The 11,783-nt window shown below is 51.4% G+C and carries 8 protein-coding genes; 6 read left to right on the top strand and 2 right to left on the bottom strand.

Features of this window, described 5'->3' with window-relative positions; genetic code table 11:
* Positions 1–522: 522 nt before the first annotated feature.
* A complete protein-coding gene (locus ACXAH1_RS16325; RefSeq protein WP_475198099.1) occupies positions 523–972 on the top strand; it encodes an Hsp20 family protein in 450 nt (149 codons plus the stop codon).
* Between the two features lie 89 nt (positions 973–1,061).
* Here ACXAH1_RS16325 and ACXAH1_RS16330 read toward each other — a convergent pair whose 3' ends face one another.
* Both ACXAH1_RS16330 and ACXAH1_RS16335 read right to left on the bottom strand, forming a co-directional pair.
* Positions 1,062–1,466 carry a hypothetical protein gene (locus tag ACXAH1_RS16330; RefSeq protein WP_475198100.1) on the bottom strand — a complete coding sequence of 135 codons (405 nt, stop codon included), beginning with the start codon at positions 1,464–1,466 and terminating at the stop codon, positions 1,062–1,064.
* A gap of 5 nt (positions 1,467–1,471) precedes the next feature.
* A complete protein-coding gene (locus ACXAH1_RS16335; RefSeq protein ID WP_475198101.1) occupies positions 1,472–3,946 on the bottom strand; it encodes a tetratricopeptide repeat protein in 2,475 nt (824 codons plus the stop codon).
* Positions 3,947–4,106: 160 nt separating this feature from the next.
* Here ACXAH1_RS16335 and ACXAH1_RS16340 point away from each other — a divergent pair, with 160 nt between their 5' ends.
* The 5 genes from ACXAH1_RS16340 to ACXAH1_RS16360 all read left to right on the top strand — a co-directional run.
* Positions 4,107–5,354: an alpha/beta hydrolase family protein gene (locus ACXAH1_RS16340; RefSeq protein WP_475198103.1), complete on the top strand. Its 1,248-nt coding sequence runs from the start codon at positions 4,107–4,109 to the stop codon at positions 5,352–5,354.
* 1,088 nt (positions 5,355–6,442) lie between these two features.
* A complete protein-coding gene (locus ACXAH1_RS16345; RefSeq protein WP_475198099.1) occupies positions 6,443–6,892 on the top strand; it encodes an Hsp20 family protein in 450 nt (149 codons plus the stop codon).
* A 287-nt stretch (positions 6,893–7,179) separates the two neighbouring features.
* On the top strand, positions 7,180–8,904 hold the full coding sequence (locus tag ACXAH1_RS16350) for a cation:proton antiporter (protein ID WP_475198105.1): 1,725 nt from the start codon (positions 7,180–7,182) through the stop codon (positions 8,902–8,904).
* Positions 8,891–9,868 carry a universal stress protein gene (locus tag ACXAH1_RS16355; protein WP_475198106.1) on the top strand — a complete coding sequence of 326 codons (978 nt, stop codon included), beginning with the start codon at positions 8,891–8,893 and terminating at the stop codon, positions 9,866–9,868. Before ACXAH1_RS16350 ends, ACXAH1_RS16355 begins: the two co-directional genes overlap by 14 nt.
* Positions 9,869–10,102: 234 nt before the next feature.
* A partial coding sequence (locus ACXAH1_RS16360; RefSeq protein WP_475198108.1) for an SEL1-like repeat protein occupies positions 10,103–11,783 on the top strand: 1,681 nt, incomplete at its 3' end.

Raw genomic sequence — 11,783 nt, forward strand, 5'->3', positions numbered from 1 at the left:
TCGTCATCCCAGCTTAGCCTTCGTCATCCCGGCTTAGCCTTCGTCATCCCGGCTTAGCCTTCGTCATCCCGGCCTTACCTTTGTCATCCCAGCCTTACCTTTGTCATCCCAGCCTTACCTTTGTCATCCCAGCCTTACCTTTGTCATCCCAGCCTTACCTTTGTCATCCCAGCTTTGCCTCCGTCATCCCGGCCTCACCTTTGTCATCCCGGCCTTGAGCCGGGAACCACCGACAGCAAAACGGTGGCTGACCGTAGCAAAGATCCAAAGCAAAAAACCAAAAACAAAACCAATTAAAATCAAATAGATATAAGAAAAGTCAAACTTTTTTCAAAAAACTTGCTTGAAAAGCATTGGCCCCGGCCATAGATAGATTTGTGAGGACGCCGGAAGGGTCCCAAACCAAACTAAGGCTTTGTTTTAAAAGCCTTTATTTAAGTAATGTAAGAGTTAAAAACCCGCTATTTACTGGTTTATTGCAAAGAGTAAATGGCTTAATTATCGCTTTATGAGGATATGATTATGCGTACAGTAGATTTATCACCCCTTTACCGTTCATTCATCGGCTTTGACCACCTTGCATCTATGATGGATGCGGCGCAGCGTAGCAGCGAAAAACAGCCCAGCTACCCGCCTTACAACATCGAAGCTTTAGCGGAAGACAAATACCAAATTACCATGGCGGTGGCCGGCTTTACGGAGCAGGAGTTGTCGCTTGAGTCGGAAAATAACACGCTGACCGTCAAAGGCGAGAAGCAAAACAAAGAAGACAAAGCCGACCGTAAGTTTATTCACCAGGGCATTGCCGAGCGCAACTTTGAGCGCAAATTCCAGCTGGGCGACCACGTCAAAGTGATTGGCGCAGAGCTTGAAAATGGCCTGTTACTGATTGACCTGGAGCGCGAAGTACCGGAAGCGTTAAAGCCGAGAAAGATTGAGATTGGCACCGGTAAGTTGCTAGAGAGCAAATAAAACACCCACTCCCTTTTCCTTGTATTACATTGTTGAATTCCCACCAGCCGCCCGAGAGGGCGGCTTTTTTGTCTGCTGTAACAAGCCGATTAAATAGCCATGCCCAGTGCTTCGGCCACTCGGGTCGCATGAGAGCCCAACCAGCCCAGCACCGGAGTAAAACGCTCGACCAACTTTTCACTATGGCAGGCAAAGCTTTCAGCATCTTTGGCTATTTTTGCCGCACGCGCCAGCGACTCCGCCACCTCAGCCTTATCCGGCTGCGCCTGTTCAACTTCCTCTTGTGCCTCCTCCAGCGCATTATTCAGTTTGCGCGGCTGCGCAATGCTAAGCTCTCCCAGTGCTATGGTTAACTCACTCAGCGCCTGCTGAATATCCACCGCCTGAGGCTCAGGCATGGTGATTTTGGGGGCGGCAACAATCTGGTTATGATCACCTGTGTTTAACACCGCACCATTGGCGTTGCCACCCACCTGTATTGTCCTGTCTGTCATGGGGATTACTCCTGTTCTAATTCATTGAGTTTTTCGATAATTGGAAGGATCAGTTCAATATCCGGCTCCTGATCTGTTGTTTCACATAAACGGAGGTAATTGACCAGCATAGTTTCCATCCTCGATTTGTAGGCCTCTTGCCACTTTATAAAATAAGGTGACAATAACTGCACCGCCTCTTTTGAACTGAACAACGCAGCTTCGCGCTGGCCTAACTTGCTTTGCCGATTGGCCAAATTATTCAGTGATGCAGCCAGGTTAGGCAAAAAGGCATCGGGGCAGGCCTGCGCCAACTTTCTTCTTAATTCAACGGCCTCAGTTGCGCTAACGAGGGCAGCTTCGCGCTGGCCTAACTTGCTTTGCCGATTGGCCAAATTATTCAGTGATGTAGCTAGGTTAGGCAAAAAGGCATCGGGGCAGGCCTGCGCCAACTTTCTCCTTAAGTCAACGGCCTCCGTTGCGCTAGCGAGGGCCGCTTCGCGCTGGCCTAACTCGCTTTGCCGGTTGGCCAAATTATTCAGTGAGCCAGCCAAGCCGGGCAAAAAGGTATCGGGGCGGGCCTGCACCAACTTTCTTCTTAATTCAACGGCCTCAGCTGCGCTAGCGAGGGCAGCTTCGCGCTGGCCTAACTCGCTTTGCCGGTTAGCCAAATTATTCAGTGATGTAGCCAGGTAGGACAAAAATGCATCGGGGCGGGTCTGCGCCAACTTTCTTCTTAATTCAACAGCCTCAGTTGCGCTAACGAGGGCAGCTTCGCGCTGGCCTAAACCACTTTGCCGGTTAGCCAAATTATTCAGTGATGTAGCCAGGTAGGGCAAAAAGGCATCGGGGCGGGTCTGCGCCAACTTTCTTCTTAATTCAACGGCCTCAGTTGCGCTAGCGAGGGCTGCTTCGCGCTGGCCTAACTTGCTTTGCCGGTTGGCCAAATTATTTAGTGACATGGCCAAACGCGCTACATTAGCTGCACTGAGCTGCTCAGTCTGAATCTGGCTTTGCTGATATAAAATCGTTGCCAATTTACAGGCTATTTCGGCCAGAGCAATAGAACTAAGTGGCATAGCATCATTGAGTAATGCTAACAGCATAGGATTATGCTGATTATCCTCAACCAGCAGCTCTGCCCACTTTAACAACTGAGCCTGCTGAGCGGTTGGCTGGCTGACCGGACAGGCAAAGTCTTGTAATAGGCGAACCAGTGCGGCGGCGGCCAGTTCCTGACCGTACTCAAGGGTACGAGCCAGGATATCGGGCGCTTTTAAGCTTCGCTCCCTGTCACTTTGTAAAAGCTGTATACACATGGCCTCGGCTATGAGATCGGGCTGAGTGGTCGACAGCCTGGCTGTTTCGTCTCCGTCTTCCGCTGGCGGAAACGCCTGCTGCAATGCCAGTAACTCTTTATCCAGGCCAGAACTATGCCAGCCCATGGCGATCAGCTCAGCACTGAGCGTCTGGCGCATATCGGCAACTCGGAGCCCGCCACACAGTAAATGAAAACACAGGCAATGGGCCAGCTTAGTGGCATCGCCCCCTTCGCCAAAATACATGTTAAAACGGTCGATTTCTCGTAGCGCCAGTTTTTCAGCTGCGGCCAGATAATGTAATGATAAGGCCGCGTGCGGCGACATGTCCCGGCACAGAATACCGGCCATAACCAGCGCCAGTGGATTACCAAACCGCGGGTCGGCCAGCGCAGTATCAAAGTCGGGTTGTTCACCTGGCACGGGGATTGTACTGGCTTGAAGGTTCGGCACCAGCGCTTGCGCTCCATTCAGTGCAGCACACAATACTGCTCGCCGTACTGAGATATCACTCAGACCGGCCAGCGCATAGGGCTCAAACTGAGTAAACAGGTCAAGCCGCGCCTGGTCGCTGCCTAATGCAGAGCCTGTTAACGTATGCCACCAGCCGGCCTCTTTACTGGCTTCGCGCTCCAGCAGCAAGATACGCACCCGGATACCATCGACCAGCTCGTCGAGCTGAGACAGGGCATCCAGCCATTGCGCCAATGCTTGCGCATTGGCCCCGGCATAATCAACCACCAGCAATAAAGAGTGGGACCAGTTAGCCTGAGCAAATTTAAAGGCATGTGCCAGCTCTGCTAAGTCATCGCTACGCACAAAGCCTGCAGCCCAGCCCGCTTGCTGCTCTGCCTGCTCGCACAGCTCAATGGCCAGACGGGTTTTGCCACTGCCTGCGGAGGCGGTGATGGCAAAGACAGAGATATCCCTGTCGTCATTTAGCCATTCATTGAGTATCGTCAGCTCGTGCTCCCGGCCCTGTAAGCTCAATGCTTTGTTGTGCGCGCTGAGAATATCCAGCACATTCGGTGGGGTTTGCGAGCCCTGACGCCGCCGGGCAGGGGTATGATGGCGCACCAGCGGAATGTGAAATTGCGCCGCGCCTCCCACCTGATTATGATCGCCGGTAATAATAATGCTCTGATTGGCACTGCCCTGCACTGACACGCTGCGCTCAGCCACACTCACACTCCCTGGTTAATGCATACTTTTTCATCCTATTGCAGCAGTGCAGCTCAGGCAAGGGTTAAGTTTTTACCCAGCACTGTAAGTTCGTGTAACTGGCGAACCGTGGATTGTGTTCCATACTTGCTCTCGGAAACCACAATCCGGGAGGATAATTATGCTGGACTCAACCCCACAAACCATCAAACAAGACACCACCTTTGTGCAAAGCTATGGCATACATACGGGCTTTGTACCACGCTCTCAACTGATAAAGAAAAACTGGATGCTGGCAGGCGATGACTATGCCAAGTTGCAGGGACACTGGCACGATAACGCGCTCACCGCCATTTATGGCAACTATTTTGTGGTAGAAAAAATTAACGGCGTTGAGGTCAGCGATGCCCAGGCGCAGGCTACCCTTGAGGAGTTGAGCCGGGTAACGCTGGCGCAGCAATTTGGCCCGCAGTACAGTAATAATATCAGCTTTTTTGCCTCCGACCGCAGTGTCGGCTGGGAATATCCTATACTGACCCCAGCGCAGGCCAAGGAGATCAGCACCAGTCTGGATGTGATAGCCTACAACAAGGTACTGCGCTATGCGTTTGCCTCAGCCTATGCGTACAGTCTGGAACCCGGTGGCACCTTTGCTTACAATGATGATCCACTTTACCAGAAGTTAATGCTTACAAACGGTAAGCTCGAGATCATAGATACATTACTGAATGTAGACGGTGTCTATGCCTTTGCCGTTAAAGTACCCGCCATTGCTTCTGAGGGCCTGGAAGAAGAAGTGATCATTGCCTACAAGGGCACCAACCCCTTTAATACCGGCGACCTGTACGAAGACTTTAAACTGTTTTTTGCCAACCTGGCCGAAACCGACATCGCCTGGCAGCGCAGCGCCTTTGAATTTTGCCAGCGCATTTTGGAGCAGTATCCAGCCAATCAGGCATCTATTGCGCCCGGTTATCAGATACCCGAAGCGTCAACCAGCCACAATGTAGTTTTAACTGGCCACAGCCTGGGCGGTTATACGGCAGTCGACTCTGGCGTGCGCACTGGCATTCAGACCCGGGTTTTTGCCTCACCCGGCACTAAGATCATCGACACTTACGCCCGTTATTTCGCCAACACCATGCGCCTGCGTAATGTGATCAACTTCCGCACCGACTATGATCCTATTTCGTCCTCAGCGCTGCGCCACGATGAAAACGAAGTCGAATTCCCGGCTTTCCCGGGTAAAAACCTGTTTGTGAATCATTCGCTGGAAAATATGATCAAAGAGCGCCTGATCCCGCTCTACCACAACTGGCAAGATCCAACAGCTCGCCCAAGCCAATTGTTCATCACCCCGGACGCCAGCACAGGCGCAGGCCTAAAATCCCGCACAAATGTTTGGGGGTCCACTACAAAAGGCGATTAAGTATCGCCTTTTGTAGTGGACGCGAGCCCTGGATGAACGACGAAAGACCGACGATTAAGTATCGTCGCAGCTTGAGGAGATGAGCGCATGGATGCGCGATGGACGTAACTACAGGGACGTACTTTACTCATGACTCACTCTAATCATTCGCGTTGCTTTTAGGCAGTCCCCAGCTCGCTGGACGGGGTGACGGTGGTGTGTGTACCTCGAGCACAAATGAGCGCAACTCAGGTGTTGCTTGCCCAGTCCAAAGTAGAACAATGCAGGAGCACATTGTCGAGATGCGCGATCGACGTAACTACAGGGACGTACTTTACTCATAACTCACTCAAAGCATTCGCGTTGCTTTTAAGCAGACCCCGGCTCGCTGGCCGGGGTGACGGTGGTGTGTGTATCTTTAGCACAAATGGGCGCAACTCAGGTTTTGCTTGCCAGTCCAAAGTAGAACAATGCAGGAGCATATTGTCGAGATGCGCGATGGACGCAACTACAGGGACGTACTTTACTCATAACCTACCCTAAACCGACGATTAAGTATCGTCGCAGGCTCGGCGCCCCCGCATGAGAATAATACCGAGTAGCCTTTAAGAAGTTCCCGCATCAAGTGCGGGATGACTGGTTGTGTTTGCTAGTTTGTGCATTACTTGCTTAATCCCGCTCGTTTGCTAAATGGCAACTATGTCTTTAGTTAGACTTTATTAAACCTTTGGCACATTCATATTTGCACTCAACTTTACCCACACATCCGTCATCCCGGCCTCTCCTCCGTCATCCCGGCCTTGAACCGGGAACCACCGACAGCAAAAAGGTGGCTGACCTGAGCAAAAATCCAAAGCAAAAAACCAAAAACAAAAACAACTAAAAATCATAGGCATACAAGAAACCTCAAACTTTTTTCAAAAAACTTGCTTGAAAAGCATTGGCCCCGGCCATAGATAGATCTGTGAGGACGCCGGAAGGGTCCAGAAACAAACTAAGGCTTTGTTTTAAAAGTCTTTATTTAAGTAATGTTAGAGTTAAAAACCCGCTATTTACTGGTTTATTGCAAAGAGTAAATGGCTTAATTATCGCTTTATGAGGATATGATTATGCGTACAGTAGATTTATCACCCCTTTATCGTTCATTCATCGGCTTTGACCACCTTGCATCTATGATGGATGCGGCGCAGCGTAGCAGCGAGAAGCAACCAAGCTACCCGCCTTACAACATCGAAGCTTTAGCGGAAGACAAGTACCAAATTACCATGGCGGTGGCCGGCTTTACGGAGCAGGAGTTGTCGCTTGAGTCGGAAAATAACACGCTGACCGTCAAAGGCGAGAAGCAAAACAAAGAAGACAAAGCCGACCGTAAGTTTATTCACCAGGGCATTGCCGAGCGCAACTTTGAGCGTAAATTCCAGCTGGGCGACCACGTCAAAGTGATTGGCGCAGAGCTTGAGAACGGCCTGTTGTTGATTGACCTGGAACGCGAAGTACCGGAAGCGTTAAAGCCAAGAAAGATTGAGATTGGCACCGGTAAGTTGTTAGAGAGTAAATAACACACACTCCCTTTTCCTTGTATTACATTGTTGAATTCCCACCAGCCGCCCGAGAGGGCGGCTTTTTTGTGTCTGCTAATTACGCGACACTTCGAGTATAACTGCCTATAAATACGGTAAATTCATACTATAAAACGCATGCCACGGCGTCTTTTCGCTGCTATTTTGATGTAGAACATGGTCGGCGAAGATCCACAGAACTTAGATTGATTTTTGCATAGGGAGTTGTGATGCTGGCGACCACTAAGGTAAAGCTGTAAGCCATTGAACGTGAGGAAGGAGGTGCAATGCTCGACCTAAGTTTTATCCATCTGTCGGCTTTTTATGAGCTCACTGCGCTGGTGGTGTTGGCCGCCGCGCTGGGGTTTATTGGCGTGTTACTTCGCCAACCCATGATTGTGAGTTTTATTGCCGTGGGGGTGGTTGCCGGGCCTTCGGCTTTAAACATCGTTCAGTCTCATGAACACATTGAACTGCTGGCCGAACTGGGCATTGCAGTATTGTTATTCCTGGTAGGCCTTAAGCTTGACCTGAAACTCATTCGTACACTTGGGCCCGTCGCACTGGCCACCGGACTTGGGCAAGTTGCATTTACCTCCGCCATTGGCTTTTTACTCGGCAAAATGTTGGGGCTGGATACCGTTACCTCCTTGTATGTTGCCGTTGCGCTGACCTTTTCCAGTACCATTATTATCGTCAAACTGCTGTCGGATAAACGCGAAGTAGATTCCCTCCATGGGCGTATCGCGGTGGGCTTTTTGATAGTCCAGGACTTAGTAGTAGTGCTGGCGATGATGGTGCTCTCAGCCCTGGGTATAGGCGCGCAATCGGGCGGCACATACTCAGCGCTGGCGCAAATAGGCAGCGTAATGCTGTATGGGTTGATCATGCTTGCATTCGTACTGGTGTTTATCCGTTATATGGCCACCCCACTGGTCAGCCGTATCGCCCGCTCTAAGGAGTTATTGATCACCTTTGCCATCGGCTGGGCGACGTTGCTGGCGGCAATCGGCAGCCAGCTGGGCTTTAGTAAAGAGCTGGGCGGCTTGCTGGCGGGGATATCTTTGGCATCTACTCCATTCAGAGAGGCCATAGTTGCACGCCTGGCTTCGCTACGCGACTTTCTGCTGCTGTTTTTCTTTATTGCCCTGGGGACCCAACTGGACCTGAGCCTGCTAGGCGCTCAGGTGTTCCCGGCGCTGATATTGTCGCTGTTTGTACTCATTGGTAACCCTATCATTGTGATGGTGATCATGGGGCTGATGGGCTATCGCAAACGCACCGGCTTTCTGGCCGGGTTAACCGTAGCGCAGATCAGTGAATTTTCACTTATCTTTATGGCCATGGGACTCACGCTTGGCCATGTGTCGGCCGATTCTCTGGGGCTGGTCACGCTGGTGGGGCTTATTACCATTGCCATGTCGGTGTATATGATCACTTACTCCCATGGACTGTATAACAAGCTGGAGCGCTGGCTTGGCGTGTTTGAGCGCGAAAAACCATTCCGAGAAGAAGCGCTCGAAAGCCAGCCATCATCAGAGCAAGCCTATGATGTGATCCTGTTTGGGCTTGGCCGCTACGGTAAGGCACTGGCCCACTATCTGCAAAAAGAAGGCTTCAAGTTGCTGGCTGTAGACTTTAACCCCGACGAAGTCAGGCGCTGGCGTAACGACGGCCACCTGGTGATGTATGGCGATGCCAGTGATCCAGCGTTTGTGAACGACCTGCCGCTGCAGGGCGTTAAGTGGGTGGTGTCGGCTATGCCACAGCATGATTTGGGCGTAACCCATGAAGATCCGCGCCTGGCACTGATAGACGGCCTGAAACAACAACACTATAGCGGCGGCATTGCCATTTCTACCCAGCACCAGCACGACCAGCCACTGCTGGAAGAAAAAGGCGCTACACTGGTACTGATGCCATTTCATGACGCCGCCGAGCGGGCGGTAGAGCGTGTTAAGGCGGCAACACCAGCCAGCGCCCAGTTAGAGGTAAATAATGAGACGATTTAACAAGATATTATGTGTGGTAGACCCGCAAGCAACCATGGACACCGCCGTGGTGCAAACCCTCCAGCTGGCGCGCGATAACCAGGCCGACGTTACCTTTATCTCGGTATTAAAGGAGGCCAAGCACTGGCGCGCATTTTTTACCAGCAAAGAAGAGTACGCCAGCCAGCTAGAAGAGCTGATCGCCAACAAGCGGGCCGCCATTGAAGCCAAGATCAAAGCGCTGGACTCAGACCAGGATCCCGCCATCATAGTGTGCACCGGGATCGGCTTTATTGAGATCATTAAGCGCGCGGTCGATGATCAGTACGACCTGGTGGTCAAGTGCGCCGAAGACGCAGACTGGATGGATCGCATGCTGGGCAGTGAAGACATGCACTTACTGCGTAAATGCCCCTGCCCGGTGCTCATGCTTAAGCCCGGCCAGCTCGATGCCTTTGGTAAAATTCTGGCCACGGTCGACGTGAACGACAGCTTCAGAGAGCTGGATGATGAACAAGTGCAAGACAAACTCAATCAGGCCGTAATGGAATACAGCATATCGTTAAGCCTGCCTGAACTGTCTGAGCTGCATGTGGGCAGTGCCTGGGATGCCTACGCCGAAGACTGGCTGCGCTACGGCACCTTTGCGCATCAGTCGGACGAACAGGTGGATGATTATGTAGAGCAGGGGCGCAGAGACTGCGCCACTAAACTGGCCCGGCTGGTGACAAAAATGGACGCACTATTCGACAAGTCGGCCGTTCAGTACCTGCAACCCAAGCTACATCAGGTCAAGGGCAAAGCCAGCAAAGAGATCCCCCTGCTGGCACAAAAACACCAGATTGACCTAATCGTGATGGGCACAGTCGGCCGTGTCGGTATTCCGGGTTTGATAATCGGCAACACCGCCGAATCGATCCTGGAACAAACCCAGTGCTCCGTACTGGCCATTAAGCCCAAAGGTTTCCAGACCCCGATTAAATAACCCGCGAGGGTGACCCACAGGTCCACCCACTGACGAGTCGGTGGACCATTTTTCCGTATCACTTTTCACTTCGCTAACACCAATACTGATTTAGGGCTTTCTCCCTCGTACAAACATCCGGCACTCACTGGGTAAAATCCATCCCATTGTAAGCCATCATAAAATACCGTTTAATAAGGGCATAAAGCCCCATATCAGAATCTTGCGGGGTTAAGCAGTTTAAAAGGAATATTGATGTCAGAACATAACCCCGAACTAACTCCAGAGATTGAAGCACTCATTGAGAAAGCCCAAGGTGGCGATGTTGAAGCGCAATATGGGTTGAGCGATGCCTATTACACAGGTAAAGAAGTCGAGCAAAATTATAAGCAAGCCGCTTACTGGATTAAACAAGCAGCAAAGCAGCATTGCCCTACATCTCAGCGTCGTCTCGGCTTTATGTATGAGCAAGGAAAAGGCGTAGCACAAAGTGATGAGAAAGCGGTTGAGTATTATCGGTTGGCTGCGGAGCAGGGAGATGCGCGCGGTCAATACAACCTGGGTTTAATGTATGAGCTCGGAAAAGGCGTAGCACAAAGTGATGTGAAGGCGGTTGAGTATTACCGGTTGGCTGCGGAGCAGGGAGATGCACGCGCTCAATGCAGCATGGGATATATATATCAACAAGGAAAAGGGGTAGCGCAAAGTGATGGGAAAGCGGTTGAGTATTACCGGTTGGCCGCTGAGCAAGGAGATGCGCGCGGTCAGTGCAACCTGGGTTTAATGTATGAGCTCGAAAAAGGCGTAGCACAAAGTGATGTGAAGGCGGTTGAGTATTACCGGTTGGCTGCGGAGCAAGGAGATGCGCGCGGTCAGTGCAACCTGGGTTTAATGTATGAGCTCGGCAAAGGCGTAGTGCAAAGTGATAAGACGGCGGTTGAGTATTACCGGTTGGCTGCGGAGCAGGGAAATGTAAATGCTCAGTGCAACCTTGGCTTAATGTATCGACAAGGAAAAGGCGTAGCGCAAAGTGATGAGAAAGCGGTTGAGTATCATCAGCTGGCCGCAGAGCAGGGAAGTGCGCGCGCTCAGTACAATCTGGGCTTAATGTATCGACAAGGAAAAGGCGTAGCGCAAAGTGATGAGAAAGCGGTTGAGTATCATCAACTGGCCGCAGAGCAGGGAAGTGCGCGCGCTCAGTACAATCTGGGCTTAATGTATCGACAAGGAAAAGGCGTAGCGCAAAGTAATGAGAAAGCGGTTGAGTATTACCAGTTGGCCGCTGAACAGGGAGATGCAAATGCTCAGTGCAACCTGGGCTTTATGTATGAGCGCGGAAAAGGCGTAGCACAAAGTGATGTGAAGGCGGTTGAGTATTACCGGTTGGCCGCTGAGCAAGGAGATGCGCGCGGTCAGTGCAACCTGGGCTTTATGTATGAACGCGGAAAAGGTGTAGCGCAAAGTGATGAGAAGGCGGTTGAGTATTATCAGTTGGCCGCAGAGCAGGGGGATGCGCGCGGTCAGTTCGGCCTGGGCTTGATGTATGAGCGCGGAAAAGGTGTAGCGCAAAGTAATGAGAAAGCGGTTGAGTATTACCATTTGGCCGCAGAACAGGGGAATGCAAATGCTCAATTCAACCTGGGCTTTATGTATGTAAATGGAAAAGGTGTAGCGCAAAGTAATGAGAAAGCGGTTGAGTATTACCAGCTGGCGGCAGAGCAGGGGGACGCGCTTGGTCAGTGCAATCTGGGTGTGATGTATGAGCACGGAAGAGGCGTAGCGCAAAGTGATAAGAAAGCCGTTGAGTACTATCAGCTGGCTGCTGAGCAAGGGCATGCGCACGGCCAGTGCAATCTGGGTGTGATGTATGAGCACGGAAGAGGCGTAGCGCAAAGTGATAAGAAAGCCGTTGAGTACTATCAGCTGGCTGCTGAGC

This window comes from Pseudoalteromonas sp. AWH4_217 (assembly GCF_056161105.1).

Coding starts and splice junctions, on each gene's coding strand:
- ACXAH1_RS16325 (WP_475198099.1), top strand. CDS start 523: ATGCGTACAGTAGATTTATCACCCCTTTACCGTTCATTCATCGGCTTT.
- ACXAH1_RS16330 (WP_475198100.1), bottom strand. CDS start 1,466: ATGACAGACAGGACAATACAGGTGGGTGGCAACGCCAATGGTGCGGTG.
- ACXAH1_RS16340 (WP_475198103.1), top strand. CDS start 4,107: ATGCTGGACTCAACCCCACAAACCATCAAACAAGACACCACCTTTGTG.
- ACXAH1_RS16345 (WP_475198099.1), top strand. CDS start 6,443: ATGCGTACAGTAGATTTATCACCCCTTTATCGTTCATTCATCGGCTTT.
- ACXAH1_RS16350 (WP_475198105.1), top strand. CDS start 7,180: ATGCTCGACCTAAGTTTTATCCATCTGTCGGCTTTTTATGAGCTCACT.
- ACXAH1_RS16355 (WP_475198106.1), top strand. CDS start 8,891: ATGAGACGATTTAACAAGATATTATGTGTGGTAGACCCGCAAGCAACC.